The organism is Thalassotalea nanhaiensis, assembly GCF_031583575.1.
GTDB classification, from domain to species: Bacteria; Pseudomonadota; Gammaproteobacteria; order Enterobacterales; family Alteromonadaceae; genus Thalassotalea_A; species Thalassotalea_A nanhaiensis.
The window spans coordinates 3279606-3304558 of sequence record NZ_CP134146.1 but is presented as its reverse complement, the minus strand read 5'-3'; the positions used below and the strand labels follow the sequence as shown (position 1 = coordinate 3304558).

Sequence of the window (24953 nt, the reverse complement as noted above, 5' to 3'; positions counted from 1 at the left end):
ATGACGGAATGCAAACTTCCATGTTGAAAACGGCAATAGGTTTGTACTACTTTATCAATTCAGATTAAAAGTTCTCATGTTGGCGAACATGTTGCCATGTCTCACCAAAATCTGAAGATTCGTAAAAATCACCAGAAACACCATCACAAGAAAGTAAAATTCTATCTTTTACTTGCGATACTATATCCATGCAATATTCATTAGGTAATTCCAAGTCTGTTTTCACCCAATTATTACCACCATCGTTGGTTTTAAGTATTTTATATTCTGTTTTGGCCGGGCCTGCAAAGAAATTATAATGTCTAAATGACACGATACTGAACGCTTCCTGTTCATTTAAAAACCATGGAATAGAAACGAAGTTAAACGATTCACGTTTAATTTTTTCATGCTCTTTGCCTTTAAAACAGATCTTTTTACCTAAGGTATAACCTTCATTGCAGGACTTAATTACAGTACTGAGTTCATTTTTTTGCATACCAGTCTCGTCGACAGTATACATACTAGGCTTACCAGTTAATGACCAGTAGCTCGCTTTTTCGATTGCTATCTTGGCATGACCTGCTTGAATGGTTTTAACGATATCAGCTGAATTCTCCTCAGTTTTAACTTCCCAGGTTTCAGGATCAAAAGTGAAGTCTTTACTGTAACCATCTCCAAATGCGGCTAAATCATAGTTGCTACCGTAGGTGATCGAAACAACATGTTGGTCGAGCAGTTTATGAGTTTGAATATTAAATATTTCTCTCACTTTACGTTTGGTTGTCGTTTTATCTTTTTTGCCAATTACGGATATTTGTTGGGTATTACCGTCACCGTCTTTCCAACCTGAAAATGTTGTGTAACTCGCCATTTTTAGCCACTTTGGCGTGTCTTCTGTTAAATTAGCGCGATAAATTTCAGCCGTAGTGGTTTGAAAACTCATCAGTTCAGCGTGGTTATTGGTGATTTCAATTTGTTTGATATTGCTAGTTGTTGTTAGGGATATATCTTGCCATTCGCCACCAAATTTTTTAAAGAAAACCACTCCTTCATTACCGGCAACAATTAAATCACCATTCTGAGATTGTTTAATAGTATTCAAATCGACGTTACTATCTACGGCGTCTATCTCCCATTCTCCCTCAGCGCTACGCTTAATTATGACCCCTAATTTTCCGATAAAATACATAGAACCATCTGGAGCAGCGTATTTATGATTAAAGGTTACCGGGTTTTGTGCGATTGAAACATACGTTGAATAACGCTCTTCGTCTAACTCATCTTCATTCCAAGTTAAAACCTGATTCATATCATAATTATAAAAAGGGAAGAACTTGTTTAATACTTCAACCGATTGTGTGCCTTCTAATCTTGTTAAGGTGTTTATGTATTTATCATCTTGCGGCTTTGGATAGTAAATTATGGTGCCTAAATCTGTGATTTTGCCTTGTTCAACTTCAAATGTACCAAATTTTATTTCAGCACCGGCACCACGGGAATAAAAATAATCGCCATTTCGATGGAATGACGAAACTGAACTTAAAGAGTAACTACCAGCCTTAATCGCCGAAGAAAAGATATTACTGTCAGTTGTATGAGTTTTTAACGACACTAATCGCTCAAACTTTACATTTTTAGATTCATTCAAGTTCTTAGGGGCGATAGTGAGGTGATTAAACGGCAAGGGATATGATGAGGCGTTAATCACTCTCACCACAACAACACCTTGTTGCTGGTCTATTTTCGTTTTTGCCGTGAGCGGTTCATTAATGTTTATCTGACTCGAACAACCACTTAATAAGATAAAGCCTGTAAGCAGTAGAAAACGATTAAATCGTGCTTTTAAAAATAGTGAGAAAACTCCCATATTCAAACTCCGTTTTTATTATTTTTTGATGAAATATTTTGGGTTAGCAAAAGGTTATCATGGTGTTAACGGATTAAATAGTTTATTTTATCTTTATAAAAAAAAATGAATAAAATATTAAAATGGAATTAAAAAAAATATTATCTACGCTGTTATTTTGTAGCCTTTTTACAACCAGCAATACCTTTGGCGTAGAACAAGAGAAAACATTAAAACCCATCGAGCAAATAACAGAACTAGTGGCCGAAAACAGGCTGTCAAAAAATCAAGGTTTTTTACTGGTTAAGTTAAATGTTAATCATGATGCTGCTTCCATTAATTTTGCTAAAATTAAAGAAAATAGAGTACGCTTCCTTTTTGATAACGACACCCTGTTGTTAGGTCAAAAATATTTACTAAATTTGAAAAATACTGACAATGAATTCTATTTGTTACCGCTATTAGCTGGTGGGTATCAAATCACTCGTGTTAATGCGCCTTTTTATAATTTGCCTTACTGGCGACCAACTAAAGAGTTAGCAAGTTGGCGCTTTAATATCGAACCTGGGAAAATAAATTATGTCGGCGAAATTAATATTTCGGCCGAACGTGGTACTGATTTTATGAAGGTAAACCTATTCAACCGCTTTGCAACAGAGCAGAAAGAAATTAACGGTTCTCTTGCGGGATTGATTGAACAATATCCATTGGTGAGTGGTAGTGGCTATCGCGATGACTTTTTTGCTGAATGGGGGGCAACTGATGTTAAATAGTAAAGCTTTCAGTTTGGTTGTATTTTTTCTAGTGGTAATGCCATTACAGGCTGCGGCATCGATAGATACTAAATTATTCTTTCAACATCCAGATATGTTACAGGCACAAATAAGCCCCAATGGCGAGAACATTGCCGCGTTGCGTTTTATTAATGATACTCAGAATATAGTTTTAATTGATAGTGATACCAAGCAGCAAACCTTATGGTTGAATTTAGCCGAATTTAGTAAATTTGAAGCTAAAATAAGTAATATTGCATGGATTGATGATAATCATTTGGCAGCTCAGTTTATCGAAATCAAAAAAGGCGTTGCAGGACTTTTAGACACAAAATCTGTACAACGTCTGTTGATTTTGCAACGACCAGATAATGAGCAAGTAAACGTGTTTTCGGTGAAAACTAAAGGTTCATTAATTCACCCATTACCCGAGCGGGCAAATGAGTTTCTTTATGCTAAGTCCGGACTGTCTTCCAAAGTGTATACCTTAAAAATTGATAAATTAGCGTTACATGGTAAAAAGCTGAGTAAGTTGCATAAAGTCGATGGTGGTCAGTTTAAAAAATCGAATGAAGTCGTCAGTTTAAAAGGTTTTGCTACCCGTTGGTTTTTAGACCAGTCAGGCGAGATAAAAGCGGCTTTTAACCTAAGCCGAGAAGGGGAATGGAATTTAACCCAGTTTAGCAACGATAATGAAACGAAAGTGATTCATACTTGGCAATTTAAAGAAGAGGATGATGCAAAAGACGCTGCTAAATTGTTGCCAATCGCCTATGCAGGCGAAGAAAATAGTTATTACTGTTTAGATTTTAATGCAGAGCAGCAAAGAGTTGTTTATAAAGTAAATTTTGAAACCGGTAAAGAGAGTGTTGTTTATCAGGCCGACTCTTATAAAATTGTTGATGTGACTTTGACCAAAGATGATGCTCTAGCGGCAATTAAAGTACTCAATGAAGGTAAAATTGATACCGTATATATTGCTAATAATAACGCTAAAGAGAAATTTGATTTCGGCAAAACACTGTCATTAATCGCTGAAATATCTACCTCTGTAGATAATAGCTCGAGTATTTATTACGGTGAAAGTCATGACCACCCTGGAGAGTTCTATTTAGTACAAGCACCGCACAATAACGTTGTGCATATTGGGGCTGTGAATCCTGACTTGAATAATCAACTTAGCAGTAACTTGCTAGAAAGCACGGTTGAGGTTGAGGGCTTACAAATTCCTTACTTATTGACCATGCCTACTACAGAGCGAAAAAACTACCCATTAATAATTATGCCACACGGTGGTCCGATTGATGTCTACGATAATCGTTACTATAACCCGGTGACGCAACTGTTAGTGGCGAACGGTTATGCAGTATTACAAGTGAACTTTCGTGGCTCTAGCGGCTATACAACTGAATTAAGGGATGCGGGTAAAAAACAGTTTGGCGGTTTAATGTTAACAGATATTTATCAGGCAGCAGAGCAAGTGATGGCAAAACCAAATATTGATGAAAACAATGTTTGTACCTTTGGGATCAGTTATGGCGGTTATGCGGCGATGATGTTACCACTAAATCATCCAGGGAAGTTTAAGTGTGCGGTAAACTTTGCCGGTGTTTCCGATATTAATTTATTGCTCAATCAAACGTCACTGTCGTCTAAACAAGCAGAGTGGATGAAAGAAAATATCGGCGATAGCATGACTGAGCATGAGCAATTAAAAGCCATCTCACCAGTGTATTTGGCGAAAAAATTTCAGGTGCCGACTTTTATCGGTCACGGAGCTAAAGATGAAATTGTAGATATAGAGCACGCGTATCGAATGAAGTTAATGTTAGAGAAATACAACAAGCCATTTGAGTGGCTAATTGACCCTGAAGGGACCCACAGTTTTGGCAGTCCGGAGCAGACCGTTAAGTTTTTTGATGCCCTATTAGTGTTTTTAAACAAACATGTAAATAACTAAATTAAAAAGGCGAGTATCGTGACCAGACTCGCCTTTTTTAATAATCAACTAATGGTTAGTTTCAAAATCTTTCGTCATCGCCAAGGCCATCGCTTCAGCTATTTTAATCCCATCGATACCTGCAGATAATATACCTCCCGCATAACCAGCACCTTCACCTGCTGGATATAGTCCTTTAGTATTAAGGCTTGTTAATAGCTCTTTATCGCGAGTTATTTGAATTGGCGATGAAGTACGGGTTTCAACAGCAGTTAAGGTTGCATCATTCATTGAGAAGCCTTTAATTTTACGTTCAAAGGCTGGAATCGCTTCTCGAATAGCATCAATAGCATATTGAGGTAAGGTTTCACTTAAGTCGCAATAGGTAACGCCAGGTTTGTATGACGGCACTACATCACCATGCTCGCCACTTGCTCGCCCGGCTAAAAAGTCTCCGACTAATTGCGCTGGCGCATCATATGTTGAGCCACCCAATTTGAAAGATGTTTCTTCTAAACGGCGTTGAAATTCTATCCCGGCTAGGACATCTCCAGGGTAGTCTTCTGGTGATATACCAACAACGATAGCACTGTTAGCATTGCGTTCATGACGTGAGTATTGGCTCATACCGTTCGTTACCAAACGACCTTCTTCTGAGGCTGCAGCTACAACTGTGCCACCTGGACACATACAAAAACTGTATACTGAACGGCCATTTTTACAATGATGCACAAGTTTATAATCGGCAGCGCCCAATATAGGGTGACCGGCATTTTTGCCAAAACGGGCATCGTCGATTACTGATTGTTCGTGCTCTATACGAAAGCCAACCGAAAACGGTTTTGCTTTAATATATACGCCTTTATCAAACAGCATTTTAAACGTATCGCGAGCACTGTGACCAATAGCCAAAGCGACATAGTTGGTTTTAATTTTTTCACCTGTTGCCAAGGTTAAACTTTGCACTTGTTCATTCACTATTTCAATATCATCAACACGCTGTGAAAAACGTACTTCACCGCCAAGTTCATGGATTTTTGCCCGCATTTGCTCAACCATAGTAACCAGTTTAAAGGTACCAATGTGTGGCTTACTTACGTATAGAATTTCTTCAGGTGCGCCGGCATCAACAAACTCGTGCAATACTTTGCGTGAATAATGTTTAGGATCTTTTACTTGGCTATAAAGTTTACCGTCTGAAAACGTACCTGCGCCGCCTTCACCAAATTGCACATTTGATTCAGTGTTTAATATTTTTTTACGCCAAAAACCAAAGGTATCTTTAGTACGTTCACGTACTTCTTTACCGCGCTCTAATATAATTGGCTTAAAGCCCATTTGCGCCAATACCAAACCTACAAATAATCCACATGGTCCCATACCAATAACAACAGGACGTTGAGGTAACTCAGCAGGTGCTTGGGCAACAAACTTATAGCTGGTATCCGGTGTTTCTTTTACGTTACTTACCTTAGAAAATTTAGCCAGTAACTCAGTGTTTATCTTAGTATCCACATCAAGTGTGTAAGTTAAGATGATGTTGTTTTTTCTGCGAGCATCGTAACCACGCTTAAACATAGAAAAGTTTATAAGTTGGTCTTCACTGATTTGTAAACGCTCAAGGATGGCATCTTGTAGCTCATGGGCTTGATGGTTTAAATCTAATTTTATATCGGTAAGACGGATCATTAATGATTATTCCAGATAAATGCGTAAACTAATATTAGCCAATTCTATTGGCTTAACATTGAAACTCGTTGAATTTACAACAAGTGTATAATTATAGGCGGGTATTTTACCTTAAGCAGCTCTGCTTACAAACAAGATATTGAAATTGTTGGCAAGCAAGGTATGATCGAGCCAATTAACCGTTACAAGAGAACTCTATGGCCTTTGTTGTTACCGACAATTGTATTAAATGCAAATACACAGACTGCGTTGCGGTGTGTCCTGCCGATGCCTTTTTTGAAGGACCCAATTTTTTAGCAATAAGCCCTGATGATTGTATTGACTGTGATTTGTGTCCTGTAGAGTGTCCTGCCGGGGCAATATTTCAAGAAGATGAAGTACCAGAGGATCAACAAGAGTTTATTCAATTAAATGCTGAACTAGCCCAAATTTGGCCAAGGATCACTGAAGTTAAAGCGCCACCTAGTGATGCTAAAGAGTGGGACGGGGTTAAAAATAAAATAAAGCACTTAGTAATTGAAGAGTAAACTGCGACTGGTTATTAATAAATATCACCAATAAACTCAATTTGAGTTAAATACAAGCGCAGTTCAAACTCTAATTGGTGATAATCCGGTAGCATATGCAGACATAATTTATAAAATGCTTTGTTGTGTTCTTTCTCTTTTAAGTGCGCCAATTCATGTACGACTATCATGGTTAAAAACTCTATCGGCGTTTTCTTAAAAAGTGCTGCAACTCTGATCTCATTCTTAGATTTTAATTTTCCACCTTGTACTCGAGTGACATAACTGTGTAAACCCAAGGCATTATTGATAACATGAATTTTATTATCAAAGGTAACTTTGCTTAACGGTGCAGATTTTTTTAAGTATTTATTTTTTAATTCTTGAACAAACTCACGCAGCTGATTATCGTTAGCAATAGTATGAGTTTTTGGGTACTTGTTTAGCAGAAAATTCGCTAAGCGCTTTTCAGTGATAAGCGTTTCTACTTGTGCTTGCACTTCAGTTGAATAGGCCGAAAGGTATTTTAATTGCTTGCTCATAAATCAAAACGTTAAGAGTAGGTTACGGAACCCGTATATTTTACGATGTTACAAGGGTAATTACTATTAAGGAAATATTGTGGCGATTGGCCGGAGTCGACTAGACAAACTTTTGAGTGAGAAACTAAACATTAAACGTAAAGATGTGCGGCTTTTACTGGCGCAAAAACGCGTGGCCGTTGATGGTTGTTTAGCTCTGGATATTGATTTAATTGTTGATACGTTTTCACAGATAACAGTCGATGATGAACCCGTACAAGCCAATCAAGCAAAGTATGTAATGTTACACAAACCTGTTGGGGTAGTGAGCGCTACTAAAGATGATATTCATAAAACCGTAATCGATTTACTCGACTTTGAGTATAAAGACTCTTTGCACATTGCCGGAAGGTTGGATTTAAACTCGTCAGGATTACTGTTATTGACCAATGACAGCAGGTGGTCAGAAATGCTATCAAAGCCAGATAATAAAGTAGCCAAAGAGTACCATGTTACGCTGGCGAATAAACTGACTGTGGATATGATCCCGGCATTTTTAAATGGTATGTATTTTGAGTTCGAAGACATTACCACCAAACCGGCAACGTTGGAAATATTGTCTGATTATGTGGCTAAAGTGGAACTCATTGAAGGCAAGTATCACCAAATAAAGCGCATGTTTGGCCGTTTTAGAAACCCTGTAGTGAAATTACACCGTCAATCGATAGGAAATTTACAATTGGATGCAACTCTAATGCCTGGTGAAAGCAGAGAGTTACACCCATTTGAAGTGCAAAGTATTTAAATTTTCTATATCAGAAGTTATCCGAAAATAGTTCGCATCAAGCCAATAGCTTGCTCTACTGTTTTTCCGTCCTTTACACTATTTACAATAGTACTGCGCATATCAATTAAGTACTCGGGAATATCGTCACCTTCGAGCGCTTTATCTACCAGCATTTCAGCAGACTCTTTGCTGCGTTTCATCGCTTTTACCACGCCTGATGTAGTCCGCGATGGCTTGTCACGCAGCTTAATGTAGTTTGAGTTTTGCGCTTGCGTTTCATCGGCATATAAAAACAAATCCACTAATATAGCTCGTATATTCCATAGCTGTAACTCCTGCTCGTCTGTAGGTGCAGCTTGGTTAAACCAATGGAAGCTATGTAATGACAACACCATATCGCTGTAATAACTGTCAAAATCCTGGTTATTAAACTTAGCAATATTTAAGCCTTGGCAAAGCACACTTAAATTATTGTTTGTAATGTTAATAAACACATCAGGACGGCGCATTGCTAGTAAACGAGTTGCAGCAACTAATGGTGCCTTTTCGTTATCGGTATGCTGACTAAAAATTGCTTTAAAGCCTTTCACAAATCCCTGGTATTGCGCTTTATTTACCTCACCCTCTAAAGGGATATGCGCTAGCGCATGATCAAATTCTTGCGGGTGAGTTTGTAATAAGTTGTGGAAGGTTTTAGCGCCTTTGGTGCTACCGAACCACTCTACGTCAAACTGATAAATACTAGGGTCATGTTTAACCGTATGTTTACCTGAGAAAACTAAGCGGTCTTCTTCAATCATCTGTTCTAACGATTGCGTACGTAATTGGCTAATATAATCCATTAACGCAAGACGTTCGGTTAACGATTGTAGTTCGGCCTGCTCTTTAATTATGCTGGAGAATATTGGCCACGGCGCAATGCGAACCATTTTTAGCTGTGTTAATGAAATTCCTAGTTCAAGAGTATCTTGTAGCTTTTTGAGTGGAGCCAATTGCTTCTCATCGAGTAAATCCATGTTTAAGTCATGTTTACAGATACGGTGTAGTTCTTTACACCAGCCGAGAAAGTCTTCTGGATGATTAGTGACTTTTACAGCCATTAAATTTAGCGATAAATCGGCAATGTATTTTAATGCTGTTTGAAAGATATTGTTCTCGCTGTCGCTAAGCGATAATTGTGCAGGGGAAGTAAGCAATTTTCTCATGAAACTAAAGGGACTCCAGAAAAAGGTAATTAAGAAATTGGAGGGCGATTGTACTTATATTTAGCGGCTTAGCAAGGCATAAACTGTGGTTTTTTGTTTTAATAGATCTGGTGTGGTTTGTGAATGATGTTTTAATAAACAGTAAACGTTTGGTTTGCTTAAATTTATTACTAGAAAATAAAATAGGGGTAAAATACCCCTATTTGAAATTGGTAACGAAGCTACAGTTATTTAGTCTACGGTAATACGTTGCCAATCATCATGTTCGCTAATTCGCACTGAACGAGACTTTTTACTTTTCGCTTTAATGTCACTGTGCTCTACATTAATTTGATTAATTTGCCCTGGCCAAACATCTTGCAGAGCAGCCATTTTTACATAAACAGCTGTTAACACTTCAGGTTGTTTAATTTCTTGGTATACCCAGAAAAACTTGCCTTCTATTTCAAAACCGACACTGCCTAATGGCAATAATTGTTTATTGTCATCGAGCAAGCGAAATTTATTTTGAATATATTCAGCAAATTCTTTTTGAGTGTCAACTGAACCAATTAAATCGGCATGTTTATTAAGCAACTTCACCAACGCATGTTCAGCATCATGAATGTAAAAACGATGCGACACTTCAATATTTTGCGTACGATCATTAAACAAAATAGTGCTGTACGCTTCTTTTTGCTGATGAGCAGCAGCTAAATTGCTCGTCAATAACGTTACAACAGCAAGTAAAATAGCAACGAGTTGCTTATTAAATTTATAAAGAATCATTACTATTTACCTGTGTTTGTTTAATTATAAAAGCGAGCATCTACTTCTTGTAAACTTTAGCTTTTGGCTCTTTTAGTTCAGTTTTGCTGTCATGCATAATGTCGCGGTATTCCATTTTCTTCGACTTCTCTTTTTTGAAAGCTTCAATGCGAGACTCGATGATGCGACGTGGGTAATGGTTATTGTCCGGGTTTACATCAGCTGTTTCCCAATGTGGGTCAACGGTAACAGACACTAAGTTTTTACCTTTTTCAGTAACAATTAACTTACTTACATTCTTAGGTGCACGGCGCCAAATTTCTGCTGGAATATGTATAGAGTCAGTGCTGCCGTCTTCATAAGTTAAGTCTAGTAAAATAGGCATTACCAGGCCACCCAAGTTAGAAAAGTTGATTACGTAGTAATTTTTGTCTTCTTTAACTGCACGTTCAAATGCTTTACGTTCCCAAGGCTCAAGCTTGTTAAGCATTTCTTTATATTTGTTACGTTCTTTGTTGGTTACCGTCCAACGGTCGTTGTCATCATGAAAATCGCTAACATCTTCATTTAGTTCTAACCAAGTTTTCACTCCGGCAGCCGTATTACGGTCAACATGCAAAGATGATGGTTTTTCTAAGTGTTCTTGACGACGACGATCGTAATCGATGTCAGGATTTTTAGTATCTAAACGAAGTTTGTAAACGCTGTCTACTGAGATATCAACGTGATCTGTGGTGTAAAACCAACCGTACCAGAACCAATCCAAGTCGATGCCTGATGCTTCTTCCATAGTGCGGAAAAAGTCAGAAGGAGTAGGGCGTTTGTTTTTCCAACGAACCGCGTATTCTTTAAAAGCAAAATCAAACAATTCACGACCCATAATTACTTCGCGTAAAATGTTTAACGCAGCAGCAGGTTTTGTGTAGGCATTTGGTCCAAGGTTAAGAACGCTGTCAGATTGCGTCATTACAGGAACTTGCACGTTGGATTTCATGTAACCAATAATATCGCGTGGTTCAACACCCCATGGGATAGTATGGTCCCACTCACGTCCGGCAACACCATCTAAGAAGCTGTTTAGGCCTTCATCCATCCATGTCCATTGACGCTCATCAGAGTTAACAATCATTGGAAAATAGTTGTGACCAACTTCGTGGATTACAACACCAATTAAAAAGCGTTTTTCGGCTAATGTGTAAGTACGAGTGCCATCTTCATGCCACTTGGTACGAGGGCCGTTGAAGCTGATCATTGGATATTCCATACCGCCAACTGGGCCATTTACACTAATCGCTGTAGGGTATGGGTAATCAAACGTATAACGAGAGTAAACATCCATGGTATGGATCACAGATTCAGTCGAATACTTTTTCCATAAATCGCCACCTTCTTTTGGAAAGTATGACATTGCCATAACGTGTTCTTGTTCATCGCCACCTTGGGCGTAACCTTTGGCGTCCCAAATAAACTTACGTGATGAAGCCCAAGCAAAATCACGTACGTTTTCAGCTTTAAAATGCCATGTATTAGTTTTATCTGTGCCAGCTTTTTCGTTTTCCAGCGCTTCTTCTTCGCTAACAATAAATACTGGACGTTTAGCTGTTTTGGCTTGCTCTAAACGTTGGCGTTGTTGTTTTGTTAATACTTTACTTTCGTTTTGCAGTACACCGGTAGACGCAACGATATGATCGGCAGGTACGGTCATTTCTACATCGTAGTTACCAAATTCTAGGGTGAATTCGCCACGACCTAAAAATTCTTTATTGTGCCAAGCTTCGTAATCTGAAAATGCGGCTAAACGAGGGAACCATTGTGCTAATAAGAAAATATCGTTACCGCCTTCGCGAGCATCGTCTGGAAAGTGCTCGTAACCAGCACGAGCAGATACCGCATTTTCTTCAAGGATGTTAAAGCCAAATTCGATATTAAAGGTAATATCATCGCCTGCATCCAGCGCTTCATTTAAGTCGATACGTGCTTGACTGCCAACTAAGGTAACTTTTAATGCGTTACCGCGTTTATCGGTAACGTTAAATTTATCGTAGCCTAAAGTATTATCAGCATAAAATTGCTGTTTACGTAATTCGGCAAAGCTAATTTTTGCTGGTTTGCTACCACTTGGCTTTGCTGTTGCTGGACCACGACGGCCAATACCACCAAAATCACCGGTTAATTCAGAAATTGAATCGGCTTTAAAGCGGTTTTGCTCAAGTTGTAACCATAAATATTTTAAACGGTATGGAGAATTATTGTGATAAGTGACCGTTTGCTTAGCAGATAAACGACGGTTTGCTTCATCAAGTTGTACTTTGATTTTATAATCAACTTGTTGTTGCCAATATTCTTTACCAGGCTCACCAGCAGCGTTGCGGTAATCGTTTGGTGTTGGCAGAATTTCTTCTAACTGACGAAATTTATCTTCAAAATCGCCTTTGCTTTGTTTAACCACTGTTGCTTGCGCAGGTGATACTAACAATGCAGTCAATGACGCTGCAATAAATAGACTTCTTAAGTTCATTGAATATCCCAAAATGTTGTTAATGATATTTACAAATTTTTATAAATATGTTGTTTTAATAGCGCTAATTTTTATCGCCGTACATCATATAGACAGTAAATTAATAGTCAACAGAGCATGGGACAAAATGCAATTATCTGCGTTAAGTTGTAATTAAGTGTACTAAGTCCTCGTTTTTACAAGCAAAACAGGCTTTTTTTCTGTCATTTAACCCAGTAAAATCTATAATATGAAAAGCAATTAACAATAATTATCAATATAAAGCAGCCCACTATTTATGTCGTTAAGTCAGCAATATCAGCAGTTAATTAATGACGGTCAGTTGAACTTTGATAGTGCACAAAACAACGCCATAACTGCGCTGGACTTGTTAAGTCAGCATTTAACCGCGCAGCCTAAAACATCATTGAAATCACGATTAAGTAACTCTGCTTGGCTGAAAAAATTCTCTCAAAATAAACCCTTAAAGGGGATTTATTTATGGGGTAAAGTAGGGCGGGGTAAAACCATGATGATGGACTTGTTTTATCAAAACTTGTCCACATCAAGAAAACAACGTATGCATTTTCATCACTTTATGGCGCAAACCCATCAACAGTTAACCGAACGTGTAGGTCAAGTTAATCCGTTATCAGTCATAGCTAAACACTTGGCAAATGAAATTGATGTACTGTGCTTCGATGAATTTTTTGTAAGCGATATTGGTGATGCCATGATTTTGTCTGGCTTATTTACTGAGCTGTTTAATCAGGGCGTTGTGCTTGTTACTACATCTAATTGCATGCCTGAGCAGTTATATCGTAATGGCTTACAACGACAAAGGTTTTTGCCAACCATAGACTTACTCAATAAGTACTGTCAGGTTGTGAGTGTTAATGGTGAAAAAGATCATCGTTTGCATCAACAAAAGTATGCTCGTTACATCTACCCGTTAGCAGCGTCTAAAAACTTTTTAGAAACAGCCTTTTACCAACGCACAAAGCAAGCAATGCAACCCGGCGTAATTGAGGTACATTCGAGAGAGTTAGCATATCTGGGCAAGTCTGGTAACTGTATTTTCTTTGATTTTTCCGTGCTGTGTAAAGGTGCTCGTAGTCAACTAGATTACATCGCCTTAGCAAAGCAATTTGCTGTTGTATTTGTTGCAAATGTTCCTCAGTTTTCAGGAAAAACGATTGAACATGTCGTTTCTGGTACAGAAGAGGGTTATAAACGCGATGAGAATATATTTACAGGAATGCATTCAAAAGATGATGAAGCTAGACGATTTATTGCGTTGGTAGATGAGTTTTATGATCAAAATATTGAACTGTTTATTAGCAGTGACGTTGATATTTTAAATTTATATGAAGGTCAAAAGCTGAGTTTTGAATTTGCTCGTTGTGAATCGAGGTTGATAGAAATGCAAAGCGAGCACTATCCACAGCCTATTTAAAATTAATTGTAAAAATAAAGTAACAATACATAACAAAAGCTTACTTGCTTTAAGAGTAATGACTATGGTTTTATACTGATATGAATACTTTTAAGTAGTTAGCCTATTTATTTTAACCAATAAGCTTATTCAAGGTGGTTAGTGCGTGTCTGATATTATCGATATTTGTGATTTAAAATTTGCTTGGCATGAACAAGCCGATTTTGAATTTAACATCGACAAATTTACCGTTCACAGAGGTGAGAAACTTTTTTTACGAGGCCCCAGCGGCAGCGGTAAAACGACTCTGTTAAGTTTATTGTGTGGCGTTATTTCAGCTAATTCTGGTCAGCTAAATATGTTAGGGCAAGACTTAACTAAAATGTCGGCAACCAAACGTGACCAATTCAGAGCGGACCACATTGGCGTTATTTTCCAAATGTTTAATTTGATCCCATACCTTACTACTATTGAAAACGTTTTATTATCGTGTAATTTTTCACCTTTACGTAAAAAACGTGCATTAAATAATTCCCCAACCCTAGAAGCTGAAGCATTAAGACTACTTTCGCATTTAGATATGGGAGACGCTAATTTACTGCATAAGCCTGTTAATGAGTTGAGTATTGGTCAACAGCAACGTGTTGCCGCTGCTCGTGCGTTAATGGGAGCGCCAGAAATAATTATTGCCGATGAACCAACATCGTCTTTAGATGCCGACCGTTGTCACAGCTTTTTAGAATTACTCTTTAAAGAATGTAATATTGCTGGCTCAACGTTGGTTTTTGTTAGTCACGATACTCGCTTAACTGAAGATTTTGATCGTACCGTTATGCTTAACCGTGCAACGTTGGAAGATCAGAAAGACCAGGTGACAATTTCTACGGAAGGAGCATTGTAATGGCGATTGCAAATTTAGCTCTGAAAAGTTTTAGAAACCGTAAAGCGACTGTATTTCTTACCATATTTTCGATTGCTTTAAGTGTGGCGTTATTAATTGCCATTGAAAAAGTGCGCGTACAAGCAAAAGACAGCTTTACCAATACTATCTCAGGAACAGACTTGATAGTTGGTTCGAGAACCAGTTCCGTTAATTTGCTATTGTCGTCTGTTTTTCAAATGGGCACAGCAACAAATGGCATAAAGTATGAATCTTATGAAGAAATTGCCAGTAATAATACCGTTAAATGGTCAATCCCATTTTCATTAGGTGACTCCCATAAGGGTTACAAAGTGATGGGCACAACGAATGACTTTTATAACCATTATAAATACGGTAGCAAGCAACCTCTTTCGACAGTACAGGGAGAATGGTTTGTAGAGTTAACCGATGTAGTGATAGGCAATGAAGTTGCAAAATCGTTGAAGTATAGCGTTGGTGACGAAATTATTATTGCCCATGGCGGCGCAGACAGCTATATCTATCACGATAAACAACCGTTTGTAATATCTGGCATTTTAGCGCCAACAGCAACGCCAATAGATAGAACTGTTTTTATCAGCCTGGAAGGTATTGATTCTTTACATAGCGATCAAAAAAGCATGGCTGTTGGCCATGACCCATTTTTAACTTTTGGATTATCTGAAAAAAGCAAAGCTGCTAAAAAAGCGGTATTGGCATCAAATGATAATCACCAACATCAAGAAAAGCATGCTCACGGTCATGATGCACATGAACATGAAGAAAACCATGCGCATGACGCAAGTGAACATGACCATCATAAACTAGAACCACATGACTCACATGCTGATGATGAACATGGTATTCATAGTGACAGTTTTGTTGCAGTTGATCATCACGTTCATGACCATAGTGCCGACACCATTACCGGCTTTTACCTTGGCTTGAATGAGCGCCCACAAGCGCTAACCATGATGCAAGTCGTTAATAAATATAGTGCAGAGCCATTGATGGCGATAATGCCAGGAGTTGCTTTATTGGAGCTGTGGTCGGTGTTATCTATTGTTGAGAAGACCTTATTTGCCGTATCTTTGATGGTGGTGGTTATTAGCTTAGCGTCTATGCTTATTATTTTATTAAACAGTTTAAATCAGCGCCGACGAGAAATGGCTATACTTAGAGCTATTGGTGCGCGACCAGGCCATATTTTCTCATTAATGATGGGAGAAGCGTTGGCTATTATTTTATCGGGGTTAACGTTAGGTATTGGCTGTTTATATCTGATTTTATTTTTAATAAAACCTTTTATTCTCAATAGCTTTGGTATTTACTTAGAGTTAGGTTTACCATCATCGCAAGAGCTAACATTACTTGCTCTTGTTGGCGTGGCCGGGGTACTGATTAGTTTGATCCCAAGTATGCAAATTTATCGATATGCGTTATCTGACGGCATGTCAATTCGAAGTTAGTCTCAATATTTTTAATTAAGGTTTTGAAATGAAGAATATTTTTTCCCTGTTTTCTGCAGTAGCCATTTTGCTTAGTACCACGGTATTTGCCAACGATGTGAAATCAACTGATAGTAAGAAAATAGACTGGTCAACATTAAATGAGCACGTACAAACTAAAGAAATAGAAAACCCTTTTGAAAACCTAGAAATTGAACAAATTCGTATGCTACAACAAGTTGCCATTGTTGATGATATTATTGCTAGTGGTCAAGAAATTGATGATGCTTCAAAAAAGTTGGCTGATGATTCTCGTAAAACGTTAACTGAGCAAGGCATTGATATAGACTCGATGTTTAAAATCAGAGAAGAGATAATTACTCAGCGCGAGATAGAGTTTCAATCGACCAATCCCGCTTTAGATAACCAGAATATTGAAATGTCAGGCTTTTTATTACCGCTAGAATTTGAAGGGAAAAAGATCAAAGAGTTCTTATTGGTTCCTTATGTAGGTGCCTGTATTCATGAGCCTCCACCGGCGCCAAACCAAATTGTTTATGCTAAATTGCAAACACCGGTTGAGCCGCCGTCATTAGGCATGTTTACCGCTATTAAAGTGAATGGTCTGATGAAAAGTGAATTAGTATCACCAGAATTAAACTTAGTTGATGGCGCGAAACAAATTCCAACAAGCTATACGTTAACTGTGGAAAATGTTGAATTTATTGAACCTAATAAATAGAGACAAAGAAACAGCTAAGTAGAACATGTAAATGCCGCTTTTAAGTTTATTGAAAGCGGCATTGTTATTTAAAAAGAGAACAAAAATAAATTGAGCCTTTTACAAACAAAAAATTTAATCATTAGATTCGTAAACGAAGATGATGCTGCTTTTATTTTAGTGCTATTAAATGAAGATAGTTTTATTGAAAACATTGGAGATAAAAACGTTCGAACTCTTGATGATGCACTAAGCTATATAAAAACTGGTCCGCAACAAATGTATACCGACTATGGTTTTGCCTTGCATATTGTCTGTTTAAAAGGCTCGAATACACCGATTGGCATGTGTGGTCTATTAAAAAGAGATACATTACCTGAGCCTGATATTGGTTTTGCTTTTCTAGAACAATATAGCGGTAAAGGCTATGGCTATGAGTCGGCGAAGGCTGTTTTAGATTACGAAGTGCAAGATAAACAACTAAAAACAGTGTTGGCGATAACTGCTCTGGATAATCCCGCCTCTCGTGCTTTATTATTAAAACTGGGTTTTGTTTTTGATAGACAACTACAATTAGAAGGCATGGAGCAAGAAAGTAATTTATATCAATTTGTTAGCTAGTATCGAAGCTTTAAGGTCTCAACAATGAAAACGACTAAATTTTTACCCTCCGTACTTAGTGGAATCATTTCAATGTGTTTTGTTTTATCCATACCGGTTAATGCCGATCAAAAGGCAACAAATGAAGAGATTAAAACCGCTGCAATGACATTATCTGAACAAGACTTAGAGGCACTAAAACTTGGCAAACAAATACTCGCTATTCAAGAAGCGCTAAATAACCCAGGCGATCCTAACTCCATTCATAAAGTTACAGCTATAGGCTGGGATCAACGTTATTATTTAATGGTTAGAGGTTGGTTAGTACTGAGATTACAAGCCGATCAAAGTGCTTATACAGGTAGCCAAGCGCAAAGCCATTTAGGTGAGCGAATTGAGTTTTTAAAACTGGCTATTCGTACTATTGATTTAGAGTAGAATTTTTTATCGATTGTATATTAATGAAGTAATAACAGCAGCTGAATATTATCACTGCTACTATTAATAAATTAACACCTATTGCTGCAAATAAGTCCGGTGCTTTCATAAACGTACTCATTAAGGATTCTTGATAATAAAAGAACCATTGATGATCATCAGGGAAGACAGCCGTGTGCAAATAATAGAAGATCTTCTTAAATCCGAATATTGCAAAGCTAGAAATTATCACTAAAACACTAACAATGAGCGTTTTAACTTTTAGTTTCGTACTAGGCATATACAATCTTTTTTGTATGTATAACAAACTTAAAAGGATTAAAGGCAGTAAATTTACAAGCCAAACCAGCCTAAGAGTATCGACCAAATTACTTACATCTTGCAGGTGTATTACTTCACTTTGAGTAAAAAGTGGTTTGCTTTTGTTTTTTATTTGGTAGCTAATATTGTCAAGATTTTCACCCTGATTGTTTATTGATACGACTACTTGCTCAAATAAATCAATATGTTGACTTTTATTTGTGTTTACAAAATCTTGTTTGTTATATTTATTTTGTGGGGCATATTTACTTATATGTGCATCAATATTTAATACCTGATACCACATCGGGTAGGTAAAATTTACGCTTTTATTTACTTGCCAGCTGAGTCCAAAAGAGAACAGAAGAACTGAAATACAAAATATCAGCCAGAAAGATGTAACTAAATTTTTCATAAAAATATATCTTAATGATAAAATTAAAGGGCAATTCCTTACTTTTTAATATGTTAGCAAAAAAATATCCATAATAGTCGGTTTTATAGTCTTTAATACCCACAAACTTACTAAGTTTATTATACCTACAAATTTGACAGATCCTTTTATCAATCCTAGATTAAATATTAAGCAATAGAGATTTGCTGTAATAACCTAAGGGATGTAAAGGGATTATTTATGGTTTTTAATAACAATAAAAAAGCAGACTTATTGCTTTTAGTTTCATTTGATCAAGTGTTAACAAAACACTGTAAGGAAGAGCTAAGCCCATTTTGTGAGTCAGACTCTCTCAACTCTATGGACGAGTTGGAACAGTACTCAAATCTACCAAGCGCTATTATCTATTTAATGGATTACACTAGTGCCACTCATTTGCACAATATTGAATATATTAGAAACCAATACAGCAACAGCTTACTTTTTGTGGTGACAACTGCTGTCTCTATTCCCTTATTACATCAATCGTTACACCTTGGTGTTGATGATTTATTTCTTTTTCCATTTTCTGAGCAAGACAAACATAGCTTAGTGTGTACGCTGAAAAATAAAACAGAAATTAACTGTTTTACAGAAAGCATAGAAAAACAGCAACAAAAGCATTGTTCACAAGTTAGTAGAGAAAATCCAATATCTTCGCTACTTAATATCATTGAAAGAGACTTTGCCAAAGGTCCATCTTTGCAAGACTTATCTCACGACATTCACTTAAGCCCTAGTCGCTTATGCCATATGTTTAAAGATTTATGTGGACTAACTTATAGTCATTATTTACTTTGTCGAAAACTTGAAGAAAGTGAACGCCTACTTAGCGATAGCGAGAATTCTGTTACAACTATTGCTTATCAAATGGGTTTTTCAAATCCATCACACTTTTGCCGAAGCTTCAAAGAGCACTTTAATATAACGCCAAACTCTTATTCACAAGGTAACAGAGAGTTAAAGCAAAGCTCGACTTATGTTCGATATCAGCGGTTACGTTCAGAGTTAATTCCTAATATGGCTAATGTCCAACAAGAAAATATAAACCTTACCAAGGGCAGAGAAAGTGTGGGCTAATTCAAGTTGTATTTCTTTTTGTGTGAAGCCACTATTAAAGCCAGCATTTCTGGCATTTTTGCTTTTAACTGGTAGTGTATGTGCAAATCCACAATCAGCTGAAATCACAAACAATAAACATACCGTAGCTATTCAAACTAGCCAGCTACCCATTGGAGAAAGTCCTTATCAGTATTTAATTAAACACAGTAATAGGCAGTTGCTGTGGTTTGATGAACAAGGGTTAACCCTATCTGGTTTGTCATTACATCGACTACTTGCAGACTTAGGTTGGCATAGTAAAACTAAAGTTAACGATCTTAAAAATCAGCAATTTGAGCAACATGATAGAGTATTAACCAAAGGTTTTTTACAACTCATTCAAGTATCAGCTAACCATTACAAGCAGGCTGTTAATGCTAAAAATGAGCTATTAAATGCTATTGTAGAAGATGCATCAGATGAACTCTTATTGTCGTTAATTCCGGCATACGATCAAATATCACACATACGAAAGGCTATTTCAGAATATCGCTTTTTAAGTCAACACCAATGGCCCCAACTAGATGTGACCTTTAAACCTAGGTTAGGGCAAAGCCACCAACAGGTTAAAGGCATTAGACAAATATTAACGCTACTAGGTGATTTGCCAAGAAAAGCTCAAACAAAAACTCGGTTATATGTTTTTGACACAGTTGTCGTTGCAGCGTTAAAAGAATTTCAATCTCGACATGGTTTAGTGCCCGATGGAAAACTTGGCCCTAATACCTATGCAGCATTAAAAGTGAGGCCAGAAAAAAGAATTAAACAACTACAAGTAAATTTATGGCGCTGGTTTACGTTGCCTAAAACGCCGCCAGAAAAGTATTTATTGGTGAACATACCAGGTTATCAATTATCAGTTATTGAAGATGGTGATGAAACTGTAAAAATGAAAGTGATAGTCGGGGATGTTGAAAACCAAACTCCACAAATGGTCACCGAAATAAACCGAGTTACCCTAAACCCTACTTGGACACCTACTCGTAATATTATTAATAATGAGCTAATTCCAGAGTATAAACAGGACTTTCTTTCGTTAAAACGAAAGAACTTCCAGTTGGTAAAAGGTTACTGGAAAAATATAGAAATTCGAGAAATTGATGATCCCGGGCTTAATATAAGTAAGTTGTTGCAGTCCTACAGGTTAGTGCAGGCTGCCGGTGAAAATAATGCATTAGGTTATTATCGGTTCAACATTCCAAATAATTATTCAGTGTATTTACATGACACGCCGATAAAGTCATTATTTAGACAAAGTAAACGAGCTTTAAGCCATGGCTGCATCAGATTGGAAGATGCGAGCTTACTGGCAAAGTACCTGCTTAAAGCAGATAATTCAGCACACCTTAATAAGATGCAAACAGTTATTAAGTCAGGTAAAACAACAAACCTACCGCTTAAAACGCCATTGCCAGTTTACATCACTTATCAAACCGCTTGGATAAACGAGAAAGGAAAATTACGTTTATCACCAGATATTTACGACCTTGATCATAAAAATTCATATCTAACGCAATTTCATGCAACAGATAGCAATCCTGTGATAACCCTTTCGCAAAATAACTTCTAATCTTTTAATTCGTTTCCTAAATAAACACTTAGTTTTAATAAGGTTTAACGAAACAAGTCTGGCAAGGAGCAGCAACATTCGGCTCTCCTAGCTGAATTAAATAAAAATGGAGTCATTTCAGATGAGAAATTTAAAAAATTTATTCTCCGAGTTTATCGAAGATGAAAGTGGTTTAACTGCTGTTGAGTATGCAGTAGCTGGTGCATTAGTTGTTGGTAGTATGGTTGTAGCATTTGATCAGTTAGGTACTTCTGCCGAGAATAAAATAACGGCTATTTGTAATGCTGTTGATGCTGATAACAGCGGTGAATGTAATTAAGGAGACATAAAATGAAAAATATACTTAAGAATTTTATTGAAGATGAAAGTGGTTTAACTGCAGTTGAATATGCAATTGCTGGAAGTTTGGTTGTTGGTGGTTTAGTGGGGGCTTTCTCTAATTTGGGCGATGCATCAACTGATAGTATTAATTGCTTAGATACTGCTGTCAATGCAGTGAGTGGTTCGATAGCCAACTGTGATGGCAGTTAACCTAAATTGTATAATTAATTGAGGGTTCGGGATGATTCTAGATGCATCAACAAGCTTAGTTATAATGCTTTTAATAGCTATTGTTTGTCTTGTTATAGCATTATATTTTGATTTGAAATATCAAAAAATCCCGAATTCTCTCTGCCTTGTTTTCATATTTATTGCTTTAGTTTTACAACTTTTATTTTACAGGCTTCAAGGTGGCTTAGATTTATTATTTGGAGTTGTACTTGCATTTATTTTGCTATTCCCTGCATTTTATATAAAAGCATTAGGAGGTGGTGACGTAAAACTTATGATGGCTATTGGAGCTCTATGCGGTCCCCTACTTATTGCATGGTCAATTGCTTATGCAATTATTTTTGGCGGGATAATAAGTATATTTTTAGGGATCAATAAAAGTGGCTGGGCTGGTTTAAAACAAACTTTGATTCGTTATTATCATTGCTTTTATTTAAAGCAATACTTTAAACCAAGTACAGGAGAAGTTGCTGAATTAAGAGTTCCATATGCTCCTGCATTAGCGTTAGGCTGGATTTGGGCATGTAGTCAAAGTGATGAAGTTATGCTGGCAATTTCAACATTCAGATATCAATTTTTTTCTTAGGCTTTATAAGGTATTAAAATGAATTTATTTAAATTTAATAAAAAGTTACCAGATAAAGAAACTGATCAGGTTGCTGAAGTTAAAACTGAAATAGATGACTCAAGTGAGGAACTTATCCAAGGTTCAAGTCTAGATGGTGATCAAAATAAACTCGAAGATGGTTCTATCGACTTCCCGTTAAAAGGTGAACAGAAGACTGAAACCGTACAAAAAAATGTAAACACTGAAAAAGAAAGCTTATCAAAAGAGCTAGATTATCTAACCATTGCACCCACACCACAAAGCCTCATAGAAACAGGCTTATCTACAACATTATTAATAGATTTAATGTTAAAGCATCTGCAAAACGCGGGTATTTTAACATTAAAAGAATTATCCACAAAACTGTGTATTAGTGGTTCTATTATTCAAGAGCTAATCGACATTTGTAAGGCAAAATCTTGGGTTGAAAATGTAGCACAAACTACAAGTGAGCAAATGCGTTTTTCTTTAAGTTCTATTGGTCAATTACAAGCTGATAAAGCGCTTCTAAAAAATGGCTATTTAGGTACAGCCCCAATTCCATTAGAGCAATATACTAATGTTTGTTTAAAGCAAACAAGTCGAGATCAAGTAGTTACCAATGATGATATCAATTCAATTTTTTCTGATTTAACCTTTTCGGATGAGCTTATTGAAAAGATAGGACCATCGTTAAACTCTATTAAACCAATTTTAATTTACGGTGCAGCGGGTACTGGTAAAAGTTTCTTTTGTCGCCATTTAAACTTAGTCTTTGGTGGTGATGTATTGGTACCTCATGCTATTGAGGTAAATAATGAAATCGTGCAAGTTTTTGATCCCGAAATTCATCAATTGTCAGAACAGCCAAAACAAGAAAATGTACTTAAAATAGCATCTAGTTTCGACCCACGTTGGCTGTTATGTAAACGTCCATTAGTGGTAAGTGGCGGCGAGCTTTCGGCTGAAATGCTTGAAGTTCGTTATGATAAGGCTTCCAAAATATATCGAGCACCATTACAGCTAAAAGCTAATAACGGTATTTTATTATTAGATGATTTAGGTCGACAAAAAATTACTCCCAAAGAGTTATTTAATCGCTGGATAATTCCCCTAGAAGAGCGTAGAGATTTTCTATCCTTGCAATCAGGCCTTCATTTTGAATTACCATTTGAATTATTGTTATTATTTTCGACTAATTTAACACCAACTGATTTAGTCGATGAGGCTTTTTTAAGAAGACTCGGTTATAAAGTAGAGTTTGAACAATTAACCAAAGAGCTATATCAAGACATTTGGTTTAAAGAATGTATTGAATATAACTTATTGTGTGAGATGTCGATATTTGATTATTTAGTCGAACATTTACATCAAATGCATAACCGAAAATTCCTTCCTTGTTATCCTAGAGATTTGCTTTCTATTGTCAGCGATCAAATTAAATTTAAACAATTAGAATCTACGATAACAAAAGAATTATTAGACTTTGCCTGGCACAGTTATTTCGTTAAGTAGGTAGTACGGATTAATAATGTTTAGCAAATAAGGAGATTTTGTGAACAAGAATGTAGCTGTATTTATATTACTATCAATCGTTTTTGGTTTAGGAGCCGTATTCCTTGCTAAAAATTGGCTTGATAAAAATCAACCACAAACTGTTAAAGTTGGTCAGGCACAAGTTGTAACTGTTAATACTTCTTTGCAAACAGGAAGCATTATAGAAGCTAAGCACATCTCTCTTACAACAATTCCTGAATCTATGGTTCCAGAAGGCGCCATCACTAAATTAGAAGATGCTACAGGTATGGTTGTTAAAAGCAAACTATATAGTGGCGATTTACTTCATGCCAAGCGAATAGCCAAAAAAGGAGAAGGCAGTTCATTAGCAAGTTTAATCTCTCCTCATATGCGTGCTGTTTCAATAAGGGTTAATGATGTTGTTGGCGTATCTGGTTTTATATTGCCTGGCAACACTGTTGATATTTTAATTACTTATCGCGGTAAAAGTGCAGCCAATACTGAAGTGGTACTTTCAAATATTAAAATATTAGCGGTAGATCAAAGAGCCTCTAACGATGAAAACAAACCACAAATTGTACGAGCTGTAACGTTAGAGGTAACTCTTGAACAAGCTGAAACGCTAATGAGTGCACAAAATAAAGGTAGTTTACAACTGGCCTTAAGAAACCCTAATGATAAAGCTGAGGTCGCACTGTTTGATCCCGAGCAGGATGATAAAGCGTTTGAACAAGCTGCCGCAGAGGCAAGTATAGAAACTCAAACTGTTGCGGTTAATTCTTTAACTGGTCGAAACAAAGTTGAAATTATACGCGGTATTGATAAAGAATCCGTGCAAGTATCAAATAATTAAACAAG

24 protein-coding genes are annotated in these 24953 nt (G+C 36.8%); 17 read left to right on the top strand and 7 right to left on the bottom strand.

Going from position 1 to position 24953, the window contains the following annotated elements; all coding sequences use genetic code 11:
- Window positions 1–64 precede the first annotated feature (64 nt).
- On the bottom strand, window positions 65–1849 hold the full coding sequence (locus tag RI845_RS14280) for a beta propeller repeat protein (protein ID WP_348386839.1): 1785 nt from the start codon (window positions 1847–1849) through the stop codon (window positions 65–67).
- A gap of 122 nt (window positions 1850–1971) precedes the next feature.
- Between RI845_RS14280 and RI845_RS14275 the strand changes: the two genes are divergently transcribed.
- Together RI845_RS14275 and RI845_RS14270 are read left to right on the top strand one after the other, a co-directional pair.
- Window positions 1972–2601 (top strand): hypothetical protein, encoded by a 630-nt coding sequence (locus RI845_RS14275; protein ID WP_348386838.1) that lies wholly within the window; start codon window positions 1972–1974, stop codon window positions 2599–2601.
- Window positions 2591–4561, top strand: coding sequence for an alpha/beta hydrolase family protein (locus RI845_RS14270; RefSeq protein WP_348386837.1), 1971 nt, complete (start codon window positions 2591–2593; stop codon window positions 4559–4561). The genes RI845_RS14275 and RI845_RS14270 overlap by 11 nt, the downstream gene beginning before the upstream one ends.
- 48 nt (window positions 4562–4609) lie before the next feature.
- On the opposite strand, the gene RI845_RS14265 is transcribed toward RI845_RS14270, so the two are convergent.
- Window positions 4610–6229: an NAD(P)/FAD-dependent oxidoreductase gene (locus tag RI845_RS14265; protein ID WP_348386836.1), complete on the bottom strand. Its 1620-nt coding sequence runs from the start codon at window positions 6227–6229 to the stop codon at window positions 4610–4612.
- A 197-nt stretch (window positions 6230–6426) separates the two neighbouring features.
- On the opposite strand from RI845_RS14265, the gene fdxA reads away from it, so the two are divergent.
- A complete protein-coding gene (gene fdxA, locus RI845_RS14260; protein ID WP_348386835.1) occupies window positions 6427–6756 on the top strand; it encodes a ferredoxin FdxA in 330 nt (109 codons plus the stop codon).
- A 14-nt stretch (window positions 6757–6770) separates the two neighbouring features.
- Here fdxA and RI845_RS14255 read toward each other — a convergent pair whose 3' ends face one another.
- Window positions 6771–7277, bottom strand: coding sequence for a M48 metallopeptidase family protein (locus RI845_RS14255; protein WP_348386834.1), 507 nt, complete (start codon window positions 7275–7277; stop codon window positions 6771–6773).
- Window positions 7278–7356: 79 nt separating this feature from the next.
- On the opposite strand from RI845_RS14255, the gene RI845_RS14250 reads away from it, so the two are divergent.
- Window positions 7357–8061 (top strand): pseudouridine synthase, encoded by a 705-nt coding sequence (locus RI845_RS14250; protein WP_348386833.1) that lies wholly within the window; start codon window positions 7357–7359, stop codon window positions 8059–8061.
- Between the two features lie 17 nt (window positions 8062–8078).
- On the opposite strand, the gene RI845_RS14245 is transcribed toward RI845_RS14250, so the two are convergent.
- From RI845_RS14245 to RI845_RS14235, 3 genes are all read right to left on the bottom strand, one after another.
- Window positions 8079–9248 (bottom strand): hypothetical protein, encoded by a 1170-nt coding sequence (locus RI845_RS14245; RefSeq protein WP_348386832.1) that lies wholly within the window; start codon window positions 9246–9248, stop codon window positions 8079–8081.
- A 231-nt stretch (window positions 9249–9479) separates the two neighbouring features.
- Entirely contained in the window at window positions 9480–10016 is a 537-nt protein-coding gene (locus RI845_RS14240) for a DUF6702 family protein (RefSeq protein ID WP_348386831.1), read from the bottom strand.
- 40 nt (window positions 10017–10056) lie between these two features.
- Window positions 10057–12513: a M1 family metallopeptidase gene (locus RI845_RS14235; protein ID WP_348386830.1), complete on the bottom strand. Its 2457-nt coding sequence runs from the start codon at window positions 12511–12513 to the stop codon at window positions 10057–10059.
- A 277-nt stretch (window positions 12514–12790) separates the two neighbouring features.
- Here RI845_RS14235 and zapE point away from each other — a divergent pair, with 277 nt between their 5' ends.
- The 6 genes from zapE to RI845_RS14205 all read left to right on the top strand — a co-directional run bounded on the left by zapE (window position 12791) and on the right by RI845_RS14205 (window position 18035).
- Window positions 12791–13948 carry a cell division protein ZapE gene (zapE, locus tag RI845_RS14230; RefSeq protein ID WP_348386829.1) on the top strand — a complete coding sequence of 386 codons (1158 nt, stop codon included), beginning with the start codon at window positions 12791–12793 and terminating at the stop codon, window positions 13946–13948.
- 145 nt (window positions 13949–14093) lie between these two features.
- Window positions 14094–14828 carry an ABC transporter ATP-binding protein gene (locus tag RI845_RS14225; protein ID WP_348386828.1) on the top strand — a complete coding sequence of 245 codons (735 nt, stop codon included), beginning with the start codon at window positions 14094–14096 and terminating at the stop codon, window positions 14826–14828.
- Window positions 14828–16297, top strand: a complete 1470-nt coding sequence (locus RI845_RS14220; protein WP_348386827.1) for an FtsX-like permease family protein — start codon at window positions 14828–14830, stop codon at window positions 16295–16297. The genes RI845_RS14225 and RI845_RS14220 overlap by 1 nt, the downstream gene beginning before the upstream one ends.
- Window positions 16298–16325: 28 nt before the next feature.
- The gene (locus RI845_RS14215) at window positions 16326–17018 is read left to right on the top strand and encodes a DUF3299 domain-containing protein (RefSeq protein WP_348386826.1); all 693 of its coding nucleotides are present in this window, start codon (window positions 16326–16328) and stop codon (window positions 17016–17018) included.
- A gap of 90 nt (window positions 17019–17108) precedes the next feature.
- Window positions 17109–17618, top strand: a complete 510-nt coding sequence (locus tag RI845_RS14210) for a GNAT family N-acetyltransferase (protein ID WP_348386825.1) — start codon at window positions 17109–17111, stop codon at window positions 17616–17618.
- Between the two features lie 24 nt (window positions 17619–17642).
- The gene (locus RI845_RS14205; RefSeq protein WP_348386824.1) at window positions 17643–18035 is read left to right on the top strand and encodes a hypothetical protein; all 393 of its coding nucleotides are present in this window, start codon (window positions 17643–17645) and stop codon (window positions 18033–18035) included.
- Here the strand turns inward: RI845_RS14205 and RI845_RS14200 are convergent.
- Window positions 18019–18750 carry a lipoprotein intramolecular transacylase Lit gene (locus RI845_RS14200; protein WP_348386823.1) on the bottom strand — a complete coding sequence of 244 codons (732 nt, stop codon included), beginning with the start codon at window positions 18748–18750 and terminating at the stop codon, window positions 18019–18021. The genes RI845_RS14205 and RI845_RS14200 overlap by 17 nt on opposite strands.
- 219 nt (window positions 18751–18969) lie before the next feature.
- Here RI845_RS14200 and RI845_RS14195 point away from each other — a divergent pair, with 219 nt between their 5' ends.
- From RI845_RS14195 to cpaB, 7 genes are all read left to right on the top strand, one after another.
- Entirely contained in the window at window positions 18970–19848 is an 879-nt protein-coding gene (locus RI845_RS14195; protein WP_348386822.1) for a helix-turn-helix domain-containing protein, read from the top strand.
- Window positions 19838–21439: a L,D-transpeptidase family protein gene (locus RI845_RS14190; RefSeq protein WP_348386821.1), complete on the top strand. Its 1602-nt coding sequence runs from the start codon at window positions 19838–19840 to the stop codon at window positions 21437–21439. Before RI845_RS14195 ends, RI845_RS14190 begins: the two co-directional genes overlap by 11 nt.
- A 121-nt stretch (window positions 21440–21560) precedes the next feature.
- Window positions 21561–21758: a Flp family type IVb pilin gene (locus RI845_RS14185; protein WP_348386820.1), complete on the top strand. Its 198-nt coding sequence runs from the start codon at window positions 21561–21563 to the stop codon at window positions 21756–21758.
- A gap of 11 nt (window positions 21759–21769) precedes the next feature.
- Window positions 21770–21970 (top strand): Flp family type IVb pilin, encoded by a 201-nt coding sequence (locus RI845_RS14180; protein WP_348386819.1) that lies wholly within the window; start codon window positions 21770–21772, stop codon window positions 21968–21970.
- Window positions 21971–22001: 31 nt separating this feature from the next.
- A complete protein-coding gene (locus RI845_RS14175; protein WP_348386818.1) occupies window positions 22002–22577 on the top strand; it encodes an A24 family peptidase in 576 nt (191 codons plus the stop codon).
- A gap of 18 nt (window positions 22578–22595) precedes the next feature.
- Window positions 22596–24092 (top strand): AAA family ATPase, encoded by a 1497-nt coding sequence (locus tag RI845_RS14170; protein ID WP_348386817.1) that lies wholly within the window; start codon window positions 22596–22598, stop codon window positions 24090–24092.
- Between the two features lie 40 nt (window positions 24093–24132).
- Window positions 24133–24948, top strand: coding sequence for a Flp pilus assembly protein CpaB (cpaB, locus tag RI845_RS14165; protein ID WP_348386816.1), 816 nt, complete (start codon window positions 24133–24135; stop codon window positions 24946–24948).
- Window positions 24949–24953: the final 5 nt, after the last annotated feature.